The 14,645-nt window shown below is 57.6% G+C and carries 18 protein-coding genes and 1 other RNA gene; 7 read left to right on the forward strand and 12 right to left on the reverse strand.

Features of this window, described 5'->3' with window-relative positions:
- Positions 1 to 25: 25 nt before the first annotated feature.
- From ACT2B1_RS13905 to ACT2B1_RS13915, 3 genes are all read right to left on the reverse strand, one after another.
- Positions 26 to 1,360 (reverse strand): 8-oxoguanine deaminase, encoded by a 1,335-nt coding sequence (locus ACT2B1_RS13905; protein WP_481667965.1) that lies wholly within the window; start codon positions 1,358 to 1,360, stop codon positions 26 to 28.
- Between the two features lie 115 nt (positions 1,361 to 1,475).
- A complete protein-coding gene (gene hisN / locus ACT2B1_RS13910; protein ID WP_171212275.1) occupies positions 1,476 to 2,267 on the reverse strand; it encodes a histidinol-phosphatase in 792 nt (263 codons plus the stop codon).
- Between the two features lie 44 nt (positions 2,268 to 2,311).
- Positions 2,312 to 2,683: a helix-turn-helix domain-containing protein gene (locus tag ACT2B1_RS13915; RefSeq protein ID WP_171120458.1), complete on the reverse strand. Its 372-nt coding sequence runs from the start codon at positions 2,681 to 2,683 to the stop codon at positions 2,312 to 2,314.
- A gap of 336 nt (positions 2,684 to 3,019) precedes the next feature.
- On the opposite strand from ACT2B1_RS13915, the gene ACT2B1_RS13920 reads away from it, so the two are divergent.
- The gene (locus ACT2B1_RS13920) at positions 3,020 to 3,976 is read left to right on the forward strand and encodes an NADPH:quinone oxidoreductase family protein (RefSeq protein ID WP_171239658.1); all 957 of its coding nucleotides are present in this window, start codon (positions 3,020 to 3,022) and stop codon (positions 3,974 to 3,976) included.
- Here ACT2B1_RS13920 and ACT2B1_RS13925 read toward each other — a convergent pair.
- Positions 3,973 to 4,854, reverse strand: a complete 882-nt coding sequence (locus tag ACT2B1_RS13925; protein ID WP_171239657.1) for a LysR family transcriptional regulator — start codon at positions 4,852 to 4,854, stop codon at positions 3,973 to 3,975. The genes ACT2B1_RS13920 and ACT2B1_RS13925 overlap by 4 nt on opposite strands.
- A gap of 208 nt (positions 4,855 to 5,062) precedes the next feature.
- Here ACT2B1_RS13925 and ACT2B1_RS13930 point away from each other — a divergent pair, with 208 nt between their 5' ends.
- A complete protein-coding gene (locus ACT2B1_RS13930) occupies positions 5,063 to 5,191 on the forward strand; it encodes a DUF1127 domain-containing protein (RefSeq protein ID WP_481669026.1) in 129 nt (42 codons plus the stop codon).
- 181 nt (positions 5,192 to 5,372) lie between these two features.
- Positions 5,373 to 6,149: a Bax inhibitor-1/YccA family protein gene (locus tag ACT2B1_RS13935; protein ID WP_171120451.1), complete on the forward strand. Its 777-nt coding sequence runs from the start codon at positions 5,373 to 5,375 to the stop codon at positions 6,147 to 6,149.
- Positions 6,150 to 6,316: 167 nt separating this feature from the next.
- Here ACT2B1_RS13935 and ACT2B1_RS13940 read toward each other — a convergent pair whose 3' ends face one another.
- On the reverse strand, positions 6,317 to 6,823 hold the full coding sequence (locus ACT2B1_RS13940; RefSeq protein ID WP_171120450.1) for a hypothetical protein: 507 nt from the start codon (positions 6,821 to 6,823) through the stop codon (positions 6,317 to 6,319).
- Between the two features lie 216 nt (positions 6,824 to 7,039).
- The gene (rpmG, locus tag ACT2B1_RS13945) at positions 7,040 to 7,207 is read right to left on the reverse strand and encodes a 50S ribosomal protein L33 (protein WP_005630270.1); all 168 of its coding nucleotides are present in this window, start codon (positions 7,205 to 7,207) and stop codon (positions 7,040 to 7,042) included.
- A gap of 495 nt (positions 7,208 to 7,702) precedes the next feature.
- Here rpmG and ACT2B1_RS13950 point away from each other — a divergent pair, with 495 nt between their 5' ends.
- Positions 7,703 to 8,338 (forward strand): DUF1326 domain-containing protein, encoded by a 636-nt coding sequence (locus ACT2B1_RS13950; RefSeq protein ID WP_171212273.1) that lies wholly within the window; start codon positions 7,703 to 7,705, stop codon positions 8,336 to 8,338.
- Between the two features lie 12 nt (positions 8,339 to 8,350).
- On the forward strand, positions 8,351 to 9,193 hold the full coding sequence (locus tag ACT2B1_RS13955) for a DUF2182 domain-containing protein (protein WP_171212272.1): 843 nt from the start codon (positions 8,351 to 8,353) through the stop codon (positions 9,191 to 9,193).
- Between the two features lie 9 nt (positions 9,194 to 9,202).
- On the opposite strand, the gene rnpB is transcribed toward ACT2B1_RS13955, so the two are convergent.
- From rnpB to gatC, 5 genes are all read right to left on the reverse strand, one after another.
- Positions 9,203 to 9,600, reverse strand: an RNA gene (gene rnpB / locus ACT2B1_RS13960) — RNase P RNA component class A.
- Between the two features lie 122 nt (positions 9,601 to 9,722).
- Positions 9,723 to 10,325, reverse strand: coding sequence for an N-acetylmuramoyl-L-alanine amidase (locus tag ACT2B1_RS13965; protein WP_171239788.1), 603 nt, complete (start codon positions 10,323 to 10,325; stop codon positions 9,723 to 9,725).
- A gap of 64 nt (positions 10,326 to 10,389) precedes the next feature.
- Positions 10,390 to 11,079 carry a hypothetical protein gene (locus tag ACT2B1_RS13970; RefSeq protein WP_171239654.1) on the reverse strand — a complete coding sequence of 230 codons (690 nt, stop codon included), beginning with the start codon at positions 11,077 to 11,079 and terminating at the stop codon, positions 10,390 to 10,392.
- A 40-nt stretch (positions 11,080 to 11,119) separates the two neighbouring features.
- The gene (gene gatA, locus ACT2B1_RS13975) at positions 11,120 to 12,607 is read right to left on the reverse strand and encodes an Asp-tRNA(Asn)/Glu-tRNA(Gln) amidotransferase subunit GatA (protein WP_481667966.1); all 1,488 of its coding nucleotides are present in this window, start codon (positions 12,605 to 12,607) and stop codon (positions 11,120 to 11,122) included.
- Positions 12,608 to 12,610: 3 nt separating this feature from the next.
- The gene (gatC, locus tag ACT2B1_RS13980) at positions 12,611 to 12,898 is read right to left on the reverse strand and encodes an Asp-tRNA(Asn)/Glu-tRNA(Gln) amidotransferase subunit GatC (protein ID WP_170325838.1); all 288 of its coding nucleotides are present in this window, start codon (positions 12,896 to 12,898) and stop codon (positions 12,611 to 12,613) included.
- Between the two features lie 227 nt (positions 12,899 to 13,125).
- On the opposite strand from gatC, the gene ACT2B1_RS13985 reads away from it, so the two are divergent.
- Together ACT2B1_RS13985 and ACT2B1_RS13990 are read left to right on the forward strand one after the other, a co-directional pair.
- On the forward strand, positions 13,126 to 13,284 hold the full coding sequence (locus tag ACT2B1_RS13985) for a hypothetical protein (protein WP_481667967.1): 159 nt from the start codon (positions 13,126 to 13,128) through the stop codon (positions 13,282 to 13,284).
- 145 nt (positions 13,285 to 13,429) lie between these two features.
- Positions 13,430 to 13,993, forward strand: coding sequence for a DUF4202 domain-containing protein (locus ACT2B1_RS13990; RefSeq protein ID WP_481667968.1), 564 nt, complete (start codon positions 13,430 to 13,432; stop codon positions 13,991 to 13,993).
- Here ACT2B1_RS13990 and ACT2B1_RS13995 read toward each other — a convergent pair.
- Entirely contained in the window at positions 13,984 to 14,640 is a 657-nt protein-coding gene (locus ACT2B1_RS13995; protein ID WP_481667969.1) for a ceramidase domain-containing protein, read from the reverse strand. The two genes, ACT2B1_RS13990 and ACT2B1_RS13995, sit on opposite strands and share 10 nt — an antisense overlap.
- Between the last annotated feature and the right edge of the window lie 5 nt (positions 14,641 to 14,645).

A 14,645-nucleotide genomic window follows, 5' to 3' on the forward strand; every position in this document is an offset into this window, starting at 1 on the left:
AGCCAGATGAAGAGCGGACCCTGACCTAGCCTGCCAAAGCGCGGGCGAGGCGGTTTTGGGTTTCGATAGTTCTGGGCAGGTCGAGCGTTGTGATCTGCCCGTCACGCACGATCTGGCGGCCTTCTACAAACAGGTGCTTGACCTTCATCGGCCCCGCCAGCAGCAAGGCTGCCGGGTCCCAACTGCCGGCGCTTTCGATGCCGCGCGTATCCCAGATGGCAATATCGGCGCGTTTGCCGGGCGCTAACCGTCCGCAATCGGGGCGGTTCAGCACATCTGCGCCGCCTCGGGTGGCGATTTCCAGCGCCTCGCGCGAAGACATAGCATCGGCCCCGTTTGCGACCCGCTGCAGCAGCATGGCCTGCCGTGCCTCAAGGACCAAACTTCCATTATCATTGCTGGCGGACCCATCCGCGCCGAGCCCGACGGGTACACCGCGATCTCGCATGGCGCGCACTGGTGCGATGCCGGACCCAAGGCGGCAATTCGAACAGGGGCAATGAGCCACCCCGGTTTGTGTACGTGCGAATAGGTCGATCTCAGCCCCGTCCAGCTTAACGCAGTGGGCGTGCCAGACATCTGATCCGGTCCAGCCCAGTTCTTCGGCATATTGCCCCGGTCGGCAGCCAAACTGCGCCTGCGAATAAGCGATATCCTCGTCGTTCTCAGCCAAATGTGTATGAAGCATTACACCCTTGTCGCGGGCCAGAACCGCGGAGTCCCGCATAAGGTCGCGGCTGACCGAGAAAGGTGAACAGGGTGCTAGCCCCACCCGGCACATGGCTCCGTCAGAAGGGTCGTGGAATGTATCAACCACGCGGATCATGTCCTCGAGAATGGCGGGTTCGGCCTCGACCAGAGAATCCGGCGGAAGGCCACCTTCGCTTTCACCTATGCTCATCGCGCCGCGTGTGGGATGAAACCGCATACCGACCTCAGCCGCCGCAGCAATGGTGTCGTCCAGCTTGGCGCCGTTCGGATACAGGTACAGGTGATCTGAGCTCAGGGTGCATCCCGACAGGGCAAGCTCTGCCAGTCCAATCTGTGCTGAGACAAACATCTCTTCCGGTCCGAACTGGGACCAGATTGGATAGAGCGTTTTCAACCAGCCGAACAACAGCGCATCCTGCCCCCCCTGAACAGCGCGCGTCAGGGTTTGATACAGGTGGTGATGCGTGTTCACCAGTCCGGGGGTCACAACGCAACCCGAAGCATCGTGGATATCGCCGCCCGTCTGCAACGCATGCCCGACCTGGGCAATCTGGCCGTCACGGATCAGGATATCCGCGCCCGAAAGCTCTTGGCGCGTGTCATCCATTGTCAGGATTGTGTCGGCATTTTTGATAAGGATTTCGGTCATTTCGCCCTCCTTGCACAAGCCCGTTTCATGCATGGAGTGCGAAGGCTGGCGGAAAACGGGCATAAGAACCAGCCGGGCAGAACCTACCCGACCGGCTCCGCCACGGCAACAGGTTTCAATAATTGCGCAGGATTTCCAAAGCTGCGGCATGGACATCCGCATTTGCCGCAGCCAGTGCGCGCCCACCATTATGGGCAGCGCCGCCTTGCCAGTCGGTGACAATACCGCCTGCGGCCTGGATCACCGCAATTGGGGCTTGGATGTCATAGGCGTTCAGACCCGACTCGATCACCAGGTCAACCTGACCAGCGGCCAGCAAGGCATAAGCGTAGCAATCCATGCCGTACCGGGTCAGGCGCACGTGTTGTGCGACGGCCTCGAACCCTGCACGATCCTGCAAAGATCCGACTTCGGGGAACGTCGTGAACAGAATCGCTTCATCTAAAGTGCGCGTCGACCGCGTGCTGAGCTGCATCGTCCCAGTCGGCCCGACCGCCTGAGCGATATCTGCGGAACCCAAAAACCTTTCACCGATATAGGGCTGGTCAATGACGCCCATTATCGGGCCGTCCTGACCGCTCAACGCGATCAGAACACCCCAGGTCGGCGTGCCACTGATGAACCCCCGCGTACCGTCGATCGGGTCAAGAACCCACGTGCGACCTGTGCTGCCTTGGACCTGTCCGAATTCCTCGCCGAAAATGCCGTCATCGGGCCGGTGACGGGCAAGAACTTCGCGCATGGCTTTTTCAGCCTCTCGGTCGGCAATGGTGACGGGATCGAACCCACCAGACAGTTTATTGGATGTTTCCAGGTTGGATTGCCTGAAATAAGGAAGAATGGCCTCGCGTGCTGCATCGGCCATTTCTTCAGCGACTTCCAAGTCATTCAGCGAAGTTTTTTGCATGCGCTACCCGTGCGGCCCGCACGCACCGAAGTCAACCCGGCAAATTACGCGACATCGCTTAGGACACGCGCCAGTTCGAACAAACGGCGGCGCTGATTTTCGGGGATCGCGTAATAGGACCGGACCAGATCCAGCGCTTCTTTGTCGCCCATCAGATCGGCAGGAACAGACTTCTTGCCGGCTGTGTCTTTCTCGGTCTCTTCCAGACCTTCAAAGAAAAAACTGACGGGAACATCCAATGCTTCGGCAATATCCCACAGACGAGAGGCGCTGATCCGATTGGCGCCGGTCTCGTATTTTTGGATCTGTTGAAACTTAATACCAACCTGCTGCGCCAGCTGCTGCTGGGTCATGCCTATCAGCCAGCGGCGATGCCGGACGCGTTTGCCCACATGGACATCGACGTGATGAGTCATTGGTATTCTCCTCTCCTACACACAACCACAGGGGGCGCGCGACCGCTTTCACTGCCGCATCACTAGTGAGCTGTGCTTAACCACTCCCTAATTTGGATCATGCCCCCAAATCAGCACCATAGCGCAATATTGCTTCTTTTGGTTATTTTTTCAAGAAGGTTAAATCTTCGTCCGGTAACAAAGGTTTATGGTTGTACGGGTCCACCAAAGCCTGCACGTGCACTTATTACATATAATGTTCAATATTGAGATTTCCGCCCCAATTGTCTCGTGGGGTAAACGATTGACATTCGCAGGCCAAAACGAATCTATGCACATAAAATACGGAGCGTGATCATGCTGGCCTATAGAATTCAATCCAAAGGGGCTGAGGCCCAACTTTGCAACTTGCCCCAGCCCGAACCCGGCCCCGGCGAAATACGCATCCGGATCAAGGCCTGTGGTTTGAATTTTGCCGACCTTCTGATGCAGAAAGGCACGTATCAGGACACACCTGATGCGCCGTTCACTCAGGGCATGGAAATCGCAGGTGTCGTAGATTCACTGGGCGCAGACGTCACGCATCTGTGCCCCGGAGATCGCGTGGCGGTGTATTCTGGCCAAGGCGGACTGGCTGAGTTCGGTGTTTTCGACGCCGCTCGCGCGATTTCTTTGCCCGACTCGATGAGCTTTGAAGACGCAGCAGCGATCCAGATTGCCTACGGCACAAGCCATATCGCGCTGGACCATCGCGCGCGCCTTCAGCCCGGTGAAACGCTGTTGGTCACCGGTGCGGCTGGGGGCGTGGGCCTGACGGCTGTCGAGATCGGTAAACTGATGGGGGCGACGGTCATCGCGCAGGCGCGCGGCGCCGACAAGCTTGAAGTGGCCCGGGCCGCTGGCGCTGACCATCTGATCGACGCATCGGAAGACCTGCGTGAGCGGGTTCGGGAATTGGGCGGGGCAGATGTTGTTTACGACGCGATTGGCGGAGAGGTTTTCAAAGCGGCGTTTCGCGCGACAAACCCCGAGGGCCGCCTGCTTCCGATCGGTTTCGCCGGTGGGGATGTTCCCCAAATCCCCGCAAATCACATGTTGGTCAAAAACCTGACCGTGATCGGCTTCTACATTGGCGGATACTTAAAATTCCGCCCCCAGATCGTTCAGAACAGCTTTGACACCTTGTTTCGGTGGCATACTGAAGGCCGGATCAAGCCCCACATCAGCCACACCCTGCCTTTGGCCGAGGTCGAAAAAGGGTTGCAGCTTTTGCGGGACCGCACCGCGACAGGCAAAGTCGTGATAACCCCCTAGCCCACTACTGCCTTCAACTGCGTCCCACCAACCAGACGGAAATTCTGCCGAACCAAAGAGGCCAATGCCTCAACAACCGCGCCGCGACCGGCTTCACCGCCATAGAGGTTGATCATGTGCGCCGGCAGTTCCGGCAAAACGCCCCCGTCGTCAATTTGCGCAAGATGCGCCGCTTCGGTTCCGTCCAGCATCGCATGAACGGCCAGATCCGCGCTGACCGTCGCTTCGATCGTGCGGTCGTTTTCGGTTTCGACCGACAGCTCCCACGGGATTTCTGCTTCGTCCAAGGCCGCGATCACTTGCGGGCGGAACAAACACCGACGACCAAGCGCCAAGGGTAAAGGGCGTTTGCGCCAGGCAGAGCCGCCGGGGGCCCCTATCCAACGCAGCGGAAGCTCGGCAATTGTTTCGGCCCCATCGCCGACAGACGCTTCTGTTGTCAGGATCAGGTCGCACTCTCCCTTTTTGTACATATCCTTCAGTTGCAGCGAATAGGACGACACCAACTGAACACGCACGCGCGGGAAATCGGCATTGAAGCGTTGCAGTACCCGAGGGATGGCCGGGTAGACGATGTCATGGGGCACACCCAAAACAACTTCTCCTTCAAATGCCTGATCCGTGAGCTTCGAAATCACCTCATCATTCAGGGAGATCATGCGACGGGCATAGGCCAGCAACTGTTCGCCAGACGCGGTCAACGCAATCGTTCTGCCGCTGCGGTCCAGCAATTCAAGCCCCAGCAGTTCCTCCAGACGTTTCAATTGCATGGAAACGGCGGATTGCGTCAGGTGCAAAAACCCTGCCGCCCGCGTCACACCGCCCTGATCGGCAACCGCCACGAAAGAGCGCAACGTGGTGATGTCCAGATTTCGCATGTTCACGATTCCTTATGCATCAGTTCATAAATATTCATTTTTAAAATGTGTCATATCGAGCCATATAAATCAAGGAAGTTGATAAGACCGACGCAAACCATCGAAATTCACGGAAAGGACATAAGCTATGACCCAATTAACACTCGCTTCGAATTGCAATCCACGCAGCCGTTTTTCAGTAACTTCTCTTTGGGACGCGCTGTCGCTCATGCGTCAACGCCGCGCCCTTGGCCAACTGGACGACCGGGCGTTAGAGGATATTGGAATCACAAGAGAACAAGCCCAATCAGAGGCAACCCGTCATATTTGGGACGCACCGGAGTTCTGGCAAAAGTGACCATAGAATGCATCTTTTTTCGCTGAATGGCGGCCCGTGTCAGCAGGCCGCCATTTTTGTAGCGTGTTTTAGCCAGTTTCCGGTGTTAAACCCTTGAAACGTAGCTCGCACTTGCCGATATTTGCGTGGAACGCGCACTGATTTCAGGGCGCAACAAGAATAAGTAAAGGGAGACCCTTTAATGGCACAATTTGACACGATCCGGACAGCGGCCGGTGCTCGCGCTGCCGAGATTGATGAGGGCCTGCGCGCCCATATGAACAAAGTCTACGGCACAATGTCCGTTGGCATGCTGATCACCTTTGCTGCGGCTTGGGCGATTGCTGGTCTTGCAACAACAACCGATCCGTCGGCCGCCGCCGCTCAGCTAAGCGCCAACAAATACCTGACCTCGTTCGGCGCAACGCTTTTCGCGTCGCCCCTGAAGTGGGTCATCATGTTTGCACCGCTGGCCTTTGTTTTTGGCTTCAGCGCCGGAATCAATCGCCTGTCCGCATCGGGCGCTCAGTCGGTCTTTTACTTGTTCGCCGCCGTCATGGGTGTGTCTATCAGCTGGATTTTCTTGGTCTTTACCGGTCAGTCGATCATTCAGGTCTTTCTGATCACGTCGATCGCCTTTGCCGGTCTGTCGCTGTACGGATACACCACCAAGAAAGACCTGTCCGCAATGGGCACGTTCCTGATCATGGGCGTTATCGGCCTGATCGTCGCGTCCATCGTGAACATCTTCATCGCCTCTTCCGCGGTGGCCTTCGCAATTTCGGTGATTGGCGTTCTGATCTTTGCTGGTCTGACGGCCTATGACACGCAGAACATCAAAACCACCTACCTGCAGATGGCGCACTCGGGCGATCAGGAATGGTTGGGCAAAGCCGCGATCATGGGCGCGCTGAGCCTGTATCTGGACTTTATCAACATGTTCATGTTCCTGCTGCAACTCTTCGGCAACCGGGAATAACAGACGAACAAGCTTCGGCTTTTTGGGGCGGGCCGTTGGGTCCGCCCTTTTCTTTTGGCCAGTGATGCAAGATTTTCCTGTGGCGCACTGCCCCCATTACGTCAAGCAGGGCAAGAAAAAGCCCCCACCGATTGGTGGAGGCTCTGTCAGCTATATGTGATTTGCTCTTAGCTACAGTTCAAAGGAACCGCAAAGCCCGAGCTGCGCTGCGACGAACCTTTGCGGAACACGTCACCTGCTGCAAGGCATCCGGTAAACTGTTCGGCATTCTGGCCGAACGCTGCGCCAATTTGATTGTCGACCCGGGTACTGTTGTTTTCCGTGCGCAGGACGCCATAGAGCGTGCCGTTTACGCTTACAGTGCTCAGGAACATGTTCGTGGACAATCCGGTCAGAACAACCGAGTTGGTGTCGCTGCGTCCGCCATTATCAATGGCAACCCGCGCAAGTTTCTGCGGATCGGTCTCACCGGAAGTCACCCGGATCGGCGGCAACACGGCCAATTCTGCGGGTACGTTGGTTGCCCGAGGCAGGAAAGCCACGGCTCCGGGGACATCAGACAAGGTTCGTGGTTCACCATCGATACCCGTGAACCCGACCCCCTGACGGTTGTAAGGGTCTTCACAAGCCGCAAGGGCCAACACAGTGATTGTGGATAACAAGATTTTTTTCATGACGGCCAACATTTTGGAACGAGTTGTTGAAGCGTAGTGGCAAGCCATTCAAAAAAGCAACCCATGCCCCATTCGATTGATCTGACCGCTGATGCTTCGTTGCAACGCGTGCTTTTCGATCGAGGGTCCGTTTTTTGTCTACCACCCCATCATATTGCAAAGAAAAAGGGGCCTGCAGCAGCAGACCCCTGAACTTTGTCCAAGCTGGACGGCAGATTACTTAATCTTGCCTTCCTTGTACTCGACATGCTTCCGAGCGACCGGATCGTATTTACGAACGGTCATCTTCTCGGTCATGGTGCGCGCGTTCTTCTTGGTCACGTAGAAGTGGCCCGTGCCCGCGGTCGAGTTCAGGCGGATCTTGATTGTCGTCGGCTTCGCCATGGTTATCTCCTGCGTCCGAAAAGGCAGGGCCTTTCGGTTGAATTCCTATGAGCGTGCGCTTTTACGCCCTGCACCGCCCATGTCAAGCGCAATCGCACCTGATAACCAGCCTAAGCGGGATTGGCATCAGACGGACGGGTTGGCGAGCTGAAACAAGACTGAATCTGACCCGAATTAACTGCACGGAGCGCACTCCGCAGCACTTTCTGCATCAAATCCGATGATCCATGATCGGTATCCGCCCGAATCGCGCCCTGCCCTCAGGATGTCAGATTTGGCGATCCGTTTAGTCTTAGAGGTCGCGGAAAAAGCGGCATCTCAATAAAACGATTTATGGCGAAAACCCCCAAAGTTTGTGGCAATCACTTAACCGTGATAACTTCCCCTCAGTTCCAAAATCGAAGAAGCCCCCGAACGGCTCGGTTTCGAGGCACCAAAAACAGGCAAGCACCAATGACAGCGGTGTTTGTAGCTATATTTTATTGGGGGGACATCATGACGGAATGGGCGATTCAGGGCGAAGAACTGGCCAATTGCAACTGCAACTTCGGGTGCCCGTGCCAGTTCAGTGTGTTGCCGACGCACGGCAATTGCGAGGCGGTCGTCGCGTATGACATTCAATCCGGGCATTACGGGGACACCGATCTGGCTGGGCTGCGCGCGGCAGGCGTCTACTACTGGCCGGGCCCCATCCACGAAGGCAATGGCCAGATGCAATTGATCATCGACGAAAGCGCCTCGGCGGATCAAAGGGCTGCTTTGGAAGCCATCATGAAAGGCGAAGACACCGACGAGATGGCGACCTTCTGGTACGTCTACAGCGCGATGGCACCGAAAAAACACGAAACACTTTACCTTCCGATTGAGTTGGATTGGTCCCGCGAAGACCGCAAGGGTTATGCAAAGGTAAAAGGTATCTTCGATCTTGAGGTGAACCCGATCCCTCATATCGTTTCCGGGCTGCCGCATCGAGCGTCCATCCAACTGCCCAACGGTTTTGAGTATCGGCACGCTGAGTCCGCATCCGGGACAACAAAAACCACGGGTGGGGAAATCAGCCTGACCTTTGATGCGACGCACGCGCATCTGGCCCACCTCAATATCTCTGGCCACGGCGTAATCGGCGCGTGATACCCAGCCGATATGACCTCTGAGACAAATCAATCGCACGCAGGAGCAGTAGATTACGTTCTGCGGCGGGACAGCGGCGTCGTATTGCTTTGCGTCACCCTGATCGTGTTGGCGGCCGCGTGGTACACCATTGTCGGCATCGGGATGAACATGACCGCCGTCGAGATGACCCGCATGGCCGGGCCAATTGGCGAACCTATGCAGATGGGCGGACCAGTCGTCTGGTCCCTGCCCTACACCATCCTGATATTCCTCATGTGGTGGGTCATGATGATCGCGATGATGACGCCCAGCGCCGCCCCAACCGTGCTATTGTACGCCGCCATCAAGCGTATGGGGCCGGATAAGAAGCGCACGACATGGCTCAGCCTGGTTTTTCTAAGCGGCTACCTCGTCGCTTGGGCTGTGTTCAGCGCGCTTGCGACTGGTGGGCAATGGGGGCTGGAGCAGATTGGTTTGTCGGACGGTCCTATGATGACGATCCGGTCCAAGGTGTTTGCCGGGTGTGTTTTGCTGGCAGCGGGTCTGTATCAATTGTCCAGTCTGAAGTCCGCATGTCTTCGACACTGCCGCAGCCCGGCCCAGTTTCTGGCCGAGCACAACCGACCCGGCGCAACGGGTGCCTTTCGCGTGGGCGCAGTGCACGGGGCATATTGTCTGGGCTGCTGCTGGGCGTTGATGCTGCTGCTGTTCGTCGGAGGCGTGATGAACCTCTACTGGATTGTCGGTATTGCTATTTATGTGGGGCTGGAAAAGCTCCTGCCGCGTGCGCGATGGCTAGGCCCCGCAACCGGGATTGCCCTGATCGTTGCGGGTCTGTGGCTGATTGGAAGCGCAATTGCTGTGGGGACTTAAAGTAAAAATACGCGCGGAGGGCCTGTAAGCCGGATCTTGTTCCAGGGTTGCCCCCTTCGATGACCATTCCTCTAGGCCGTGCATTGCTGCGCGGCTCAAGCTGCCAACCCGGTCCCTCTCGGCCAAGACGCGCTTAGCGGCGGTATCGGCTTGCGCCGACCGGCCCGCGCGGGGACCCTATTTGGCATTGCTCCCGGTGGGGCTTGCCGTGCCGCCCCTGTTACCAGGGGCGCGGTGGGCTCTTACCCCACCGTTTCACCCTTACCTTTGACCGAAGCCGCAGGCGGTCTGATTTCTGTGGCGCTTTCCGTCGGGTTGCCCCGCCCGGGCGTTACCCGGCACCGTTGTCTTGTGGAGTCCGGACTTTCCTCTCGGGCCTAGGCCCCAGCGGCCATCCGGCCCTCCGCGCAGTGCGGTGGGTATGCTTTGGGTTGGGTGGCGTCAAGGGGTTAGGACGTGAAGGGGCCAGCCCCTTCTTGGCCTGCGGCCAATTCAACCCCGGGATATTTTTGGCCAGATTAAGAGCGGATCAGCTTGATCCGGTCTTCTCTATTAGCGGAGTGAGGTCGTCGGGTGTCAGAGGTCCCCTAGCCCAAGGTCGATATCGAAGGCGAACTGTATTTAGAAGTGTCTCATCGTCGACGTTTGCGGTGAAACCAGCCGCGCGCGCCGAGCTTATGAACTCTTGCATTTCAGCGATCTGTGGGGGCTGACCTTTACCGCGCGGCTTTGCTAGCCCCTGATGCTCGAGCCGTTGCCAGTCAAATCGGGAACCCGGGTCCAGCTTGCGGCCGGGCGCCATATCAGAATGGCCGATGACGCCCTTGGGGGGGATCTTCCATCTGTGTAAAAGAGCGGTCAGAAGACGCTCAAGAACCATCATCTGCGGCTCAGCGAACGGGTGGTCGCCGCGATTATCGAGTTCGATGCCGATTGACCGGGAGTTGATGTCGGCCTGACCATGCCATTCTCCTGCTCCGGCGTGCCAGGCGCGATCCTTTTCGCGCACCATCTGCCAAAGTTTACCGTCTGAACCGATCAGGAAATGGGCGGAAACTTCGTGTTGCGGATCGCATAGGCGCTTTAAGGCGCCCTGCGCGCTGTCCATTGCGGTGTAGTGGATAACCACCATCGACGGCTTCAAACCGCCCCGGCGTTCCCCGAAATTGGGTGACGGGTGCCAGATTGGGTTAAGGTCAGTTGTTGACGGCACTGCGGAACGCGCTTGGGTCCCAACCACATGCGTAGCCGTCCCCGTCCGGGTCCAGCCCTTTGCGATCGCGCTGGGGGCCGCCACTTGCGAGGAATTCAATCTGTGCCTGATCTGACGACGGATACCGGGCGCAATTACGTTGCGCCTTGGCCTGCAGGTTAAACCCCGCGCGGCTGTAAAGCTGTGTGCCAACCGGGTTCGATGTATTCAGAGCGTATTGCACGATATTGGGCTGACCATCCGTGCCCCGTTGCGGCACGGCGGTCGGTGCCACAACTTCGTAGGTTTGGCGATTTTGCTCGATCCGGGCCGCGTCGGATTCAATGGTACGGCGCCCGGACACGGCCTCAAAATCCTGCTCGTCCGAAATCGCGTTATTGCTTGCGAATGGCGTCGTCGCAGGAACCGAGGTGTTGGCCAGGGCCACAGCAGTTGCCGACGCGATATCCGCGTTCTCTCCGGTTGGTGGAAGCGGATCGCCGGGGGCGCCAAGCTGTTGTTCGGTCACATCAACTGGTCCCAGCAAGGGGTTACCAGTCAGCCCTTGCCCAGCCAATTCAGCCTCGCGCTGCGCCTGATATTGCGGCGTATTGAAGCTTGTGCTCTGTATCGGGGCCACCGTATTGCAGGCGGCCACCAAGCCAATGGCGGGAATCAGAAGCGTAAGGCGCATTCGGCTGCTCCGTTTTAAGTCGTCTTGCCTGAACCGAGATTTACCACCATTTGCCCGGCTTGGCTACAAAACCCGCCGCGTTTTCCAGCGCGTAAGCCGTGTTCAGCAGATCGCCTTCGTCCCATGGACGACCGATCAGTTGAAGGCCAAGCGGCAAGCCCTGCGCATCCAGACCCGCAGGTACCGAAATGCCCGGAAGACCAGCCAAGTTTACGGTCACGGTAAAGACGTCGTTAAGATACATCTGCACCGGATCGGCCTCGATCATCTCACCAAGACCAAACGAGGCCGACGGGGTGGCCGGGGTCAGTATCGCGTCGACACCTGCGGCAAAGACGTCTTCGAAGTCTTTCTTGATCAGGGTGCGAACACGGCGGGCGCGGTTGTAATATGCGTCGTAGAAACCTGCCGACAGTACGTAGGTGCCAACCATCACGCGGCGCTGGACCTCGTGACCGAAACCTTCAGCGCGGGTTTTCTCGTACATCTCGGTGATGCCGTCGCCCTGCGCCAGCGTCGCGCGGCGGCCATAGCGGACACCGTCATAGCGCGCGAGGTTCGAGGACGCCTCTGCCGGGGCAATCACGTAGTAGGCTGGCAGCGCGTATTTGGTGTGCGGCAGCGAGATATCGACGATCTCGGCCCCCGCGTCCTTGAGCATTGCCGCGCCGTCGGACCAGAGCTTTTCGATCTCGGCAGGCATACCGTCCATGCGGTATTCTTTCGGGATACCGATTTTCTTGCCCTTGATATCGCCGGTCAGCATCGCCTCAAAGTTGGGCACGGCCAGCTCGGCGCTGGTGGAATCCTTTGGGTCGTGGCCGCACATGGTTTCCAGCATGATTGCCGCGTCGCGCACGTTCTTTGTCATCGGACCAGCCTGATCCAGCGAGGACGCAAAGGCCACGATGCCCCAGCGTGAGCAGCGCCCGTAGGTAGGCTTGATGCCGGTGATCCCGGTGAAGGCCGCAGGCTGACGGATCGAACCGCCGGTATCTGTACCGGTCGCGGCCAGACACAGATCAGCGGCCACAGCCGAGGCCGACCCACCGGACGAGCCGCCCGGTGTCAATTGCGCATCGTCATTGCCGCGTCGCCACGGGCTGACGGCATTGCCGTAGACCGAGGTTTCATTGGACGAACCCATGGCGAATTCATCCATATTCAGCTTGCCCAGCATCACAGCGCCCGCATCGGCCAATTGCTGTGAAACAGTTGATTCATACTCGGGCTTAAAGCCTTCCAGAATCTTCGACGCCGCCTGCGAAGGAACACCCTTGGTGCAGAACAGATCCTTGATGCCGATCGGCAGACCGCACATGGCAGGCGCGTCGCCTTCTTTGATTCGGGCATCCGCAGCCTTGGCGCGCTCCAGAGCAATCTCAGGTGTTTTGTGGACGAAGGCGTTCAGCGCGTCTGCGTCATCAATGGCCTTCAGGCAGGATTCGGTCAGCTCGACCGAGGTCACATCACCCTTGCGCAGCGCGTCGCGGGCCTCGGACAGACCCAGTTTATTCAGATCGCTCATGTCTTACTCCACCACTTTGGGGACTGCGAAAAAGCCCTCGCGCGCGTCGGGGGCGTTGGCCAGAACTTTGTCCTGCTGATTTCCGTCGGTGACCACATCCTCACGACGTTTCAGGCGCATCGGCTCGACCGAGACCATCGGTTCGACGCCTTCGACATCCACTTCGTTAAGCTGTTCGATAAACCCAAGGATGGTGTTGAATTCGGATGCCAGCGCAGGCAGCGCATCATCCTCAACCTTGATCCGGGCCAGTTTAGCCACCTTTGCGGCAGTGCTTTGGTCAATCGACATCGGAAAACCTCATATGCGTTAGGGGGCGTTTACCTGTCTGATGCTTCGGTCGCAAGGGCACCGCTTAGCTGATCTGAGACTACGGCGCAGAGTTTTCCAGGGTGATCATTCATTTTTGCATTTCGGGTATGTGAAGAAGTGAACCGATTAGTTCACTTTTGATCTTGAAAAAGTAAACTGAACTGTTCATTTCAATAGCACAACACAGCCATCACCGGAGTAAGACGATGAAAACCCTCATGACTGCCTTTGTATTGGCAAACACGGTTCTTGCCGCGCAAGCCCATGCGTTTGGGCCAACAATGGACAGCATGTTTCCAGATCTGAGCTTCCCCGATCAGGTCTCGGAACCGGTATCACAAGATAAGGCGAAGCCTGCCAGCTAGTTTGCCCGCTTCGTCCGGGCCGGGTACTCCTCTCCCCGGCCCGAAAATTCATTTGGCTGCTGCACGCAACGCGGCAACTCGATAGGGTAGCTTTGGATATACGGCCAGACATGACCGCTGAACCGGCACAACAACGGAGCACCCAATGAGCCCCCGCAAGCAAGCAGTACTGGACGCAATAGATGCGGCCAACGCCAAGGACCCCAATCTGGAAGACGGCCAGCCCGCCGCCCTGCTCTATGGTCAGCGCATGAGTGCCGAGCTGGACAGGTTATTTCCGGACGCCTCGGATGCGCTGACAATTGCCGCGCGCGGTCAGCACGTTGAACGCTGGAAACTGGCGCGTACCGAATTCCCGGAAGGGCGTGCAGGATATTTGGCCTGGCGAAAAGCGCAGGGCGTGCATCATGCCGAGATTGTCATGGGCCTGATGGAGCTGAGCGAATATGGCGCCGAAGATACCGAAGCGGCCGGTCGGATGCTGCGCAAACAGGGACTCAAGCGCGATGACGAGGTTCAGGCACTTGAGGACGTGATCTGCTTCGTTTTCCTAAAATGGTATTTTGCCCCTTTCGCTGCCAAACACTCGGCTGAAAAAATTCAAAGCATTGTCGAAAAGACAGCCCGCAAGATGTCAGCCGAAGGCCGCTCACGTGTGCTGGAAGAATTTGACCTGCCCGCAAACCTTGCCACTGGTTTTCAGGCCTGAGACGTTCGTTTCAGGTGCCTGCGATATACTTCGATCATCCAGCCCAACATGGTCGCGTTCAAGATGTGCCACATGAAATGCGTTCCAGTTTCGAATTGAACGCAGATCGGTTCATCCAGTGCGCGGAACGTAATTGAGGCAATCAGGATCACAGCACCAAACGCCAGCCCTGCTGCCGTCTCGGGAAATCTACGGCGCAGGAAGACTGCGTAGATCAGGATCAGCAGCGGAACCGGCGCGTAAGCCGCCGACCCGCCCAGACCGGGCACCAGTTGAAAGACCGGGATTGTCGCAGTGGAATAGGGTACAAACAGCGCGGTGGCGACACCGGCATAAAGCGGACGCATTTGCCAGACGTCGCGATTGATCGCGTATATATAGACCAGAATATACAGCAGGATTGGCGCCACGTCCGCCAGTGCTGCCCAAACCTGCGCATGGGTGTGAAACAGGTAGCTGCCCAATCCGATCGCGGCCAGAATCACCACCAATGCCACTGCCAGCGGCATCCCCTGCCCGCGCACCCGCCTCCACATGATGAAAGCGGCGACGATAAATGCGGCGTTTGTCACCGCATTGATCGGCTCTGCGCAATAGTCGGGCGACAATCTCTCGCAATATCCGTCAATTTCCCGAAACCAATCCATGAAAT

This window comes from Ruegeria sp. S263 (genome assembly GCF_056780525.1).

Excerpts from the sequence above, each read along its gene's own strand:
- ACT2B1_RS13905 (WP_481667965.1), bottom strand. The coding sequence starts at position 1,360 with ATGACCGAAATCCTTATCAAAAATGCCGACACAATCCTGACAATGGAT.
- hisN (WP_171212275.1), bottom strand. The coding sequence starts at position 2,267 with ATGCAAAAAACTTCGCTGAATGACTTGGAAGTCGCTGAAGAAATGGCC.
- ACT2B1_RS13915 (WP_171120458.1), bottom strand. The coding sequence starts at position 2,683 with ATGACTCATCACGTCGATGTCCATGTGGGCAAACGCGTCCGGCATCGC.
- ACT2B1_RS13920 (WP_171239658.1), top strand. The coding sequence starts at position 3,020 with ATGCTGGCCTATAGAATTCAATCCAAAGGGGCTGAGGCCCAACTTTGC.
- ACT2B1_RS13925 (WP_171239657.1), bottom strand. The coding sequence starts at position 4,854 with ATGCGAAATCTGGACATCACCACGTTGCGCTCTTTCGTGGCGGTTGCC.
- ACT2B1_RS13930 (WP_481669026.1), top strand. The coding sequence starts at position 5,063 with ATGCGTCAACGCCGCGCCCTTGGCCAACTGGACGACCGGGCGTTAGAG.
- ACT2B1_RS13935 (WP_171120451.1), top strand. The coding sequence starts at position 5,373 with ATGGCACAATTTGACACGATCCGGACAGCGGCCGGTGCTCGCGCTGCC.
- ACT2B1_RS13940 (WP_171120450.1), bottom strand. The coding sequence starts at position 6,823 with ATGAAAAAAATCTTGTTATCCACAATCACTGTGTTGGCCCTTGCGGCT.
- rpmG (WP_005630270.1), bottom strand. The coding sequence starts at position 7,207 with ATGGCGAAGCCGACGACAATCAAGATCCGCCTGAACTCGACCGCGGGC.
- ACT2B1_RS13950 (WP_171212273.1), top strand. The coding sequence starts at position 7,703 with ATGACGGAATGGGCGATTCAGGGCGAAGAACTGGCCAATTGCAACTGC.
- ACT2B1_RS13955 (WP_171212272.1), top strand. The coding sequence starts at position 8,351 with ATGACCTCTGAGACAAATCAATCGCACGCAGGAGCAGTAGATTACGTT.
- ACT2B1_RS13965 (WP_171239788.1), bottom strand. The coding sequence starts at position 10,325 with ATGGTGGTTATCCACTACACCGCAATGGACAGCGCGCAGGGCGCCTTA.
- ACT2B1_RS13970 (WP_171239654.1), bottom strand. The coding sequence starts at position 11,079 with ATGCGCCTTACGCTTCTGATTCCCGCCATTGGCTTGGTGGCCGCCTGC.
- gatA (WP_481667966.1), bottom strand. The coding sequence starts at position 12,607 with ATGAGCGATCTGAATAAACTGGGTCTGTCCGAGGCCCGCGACGCGCTG.
- gatC (WP_170325838.1), bottom strand. The coding sequence starts at position 12,898 with ATGTCGATTGACCAAAGCACTGCCGCAAAGGTGGCTAAACTGGCCCGG.
- ACT2B1_RS13985 (WP_481667967.1), top strand. The coding sequence starts at position 13,126 with ATGAAAACCCTCATGACTGCCTTTGTATTGGCAAACACGGTTCTTGCC.
- ACT2B1_RS13990 (WP_481667968.1), top strand. The coding sequence starts at position 13,430 with ATGAGCCCCCGCAAGCAAGCAGTACTGGACGCAATAGATGCGGCCAAC.
- ACT2B1_RS13995 (WP_481667969.1), bottom strand. The coding sequence starts at position 14,640 with ATGGATTGGTTTCGGGAAATTGACGGATATTGCGAGAGATTGTCGCCC.